The following is a 606-nucleotide window of genomic DNA, read 5'->3' as shown; positions in this document are numbered from 1 at the left end:
ATGTACCTTAACGAACACACGTAAAGGGAATAATGTCACGATCGTTAAGGCCTGGGCAGGAGATGCCACGGATGGTTCGAGTACCACGATCACAACTACAGGCACTGCGGCAGATCTCAATAATGCGGTAACAGCTGGAACGGCATTCAGTGAAACGGTGAGTGCATCGGTAGGCAATACCATTACCTTTGGCGAGACAGCTCTGGCAAATTATGACTCTACCTATGCATGTTCCGGTGGTGTAACGATAACTCAGACAGAAGGTGTTGGCAGTAGCTTCACGATGCCGGATGAGAGTGTCACGTGTACCTTAACGAACACACGTAAAGGGAATAATGTCACGATCGTTAAGGCCTGGGCAGGAGATGCCACGGATGGTTCGAGTACCACGATCACAACTACAGGCACTGCGGCAGATCTCAATAATGCGGTAACAGCTGGAACGGCATTCAGTGAAACGGTGAGTGCATCGGTAGGCAATACCATTACCTTTGGCGAGACAGCTCTGGCAAATTATGACTCTACCTATGCATGTTCCGGTGGTGTAACGATAACTCAGACAGAAGGTGTTGGCAGTAGCTTCACGATGCCGGATGAGAGTGTCAC

At 49.7% G+C, this 606-nt stretch carries 1 protein-coding gene; it reads left to right on the top strand.

Translation table 11 applies throughout. The features are described 5' to 3' along the window. Window positions 1–606: hypothetical protein (locus Q1A31_RS20930; protein ID WP_299881769.1), on the top strand; the 606-nt coding region annotated here is incomplete at both ends.

Origin of the sequence: uncultured Cocleimonas sp. (assembly GCF_947495625.1) — a bacterium.
GTDB lineage: Bacteria > Pseudomonadota > Gammaproteobacteria > Thiotrichales > Thiotrichaceae > Cocleimonas.
Note: the sequence above shows the minus strand (reverse complement) of the source record. Positions and strands in the feature narration are given on the sequence as shown.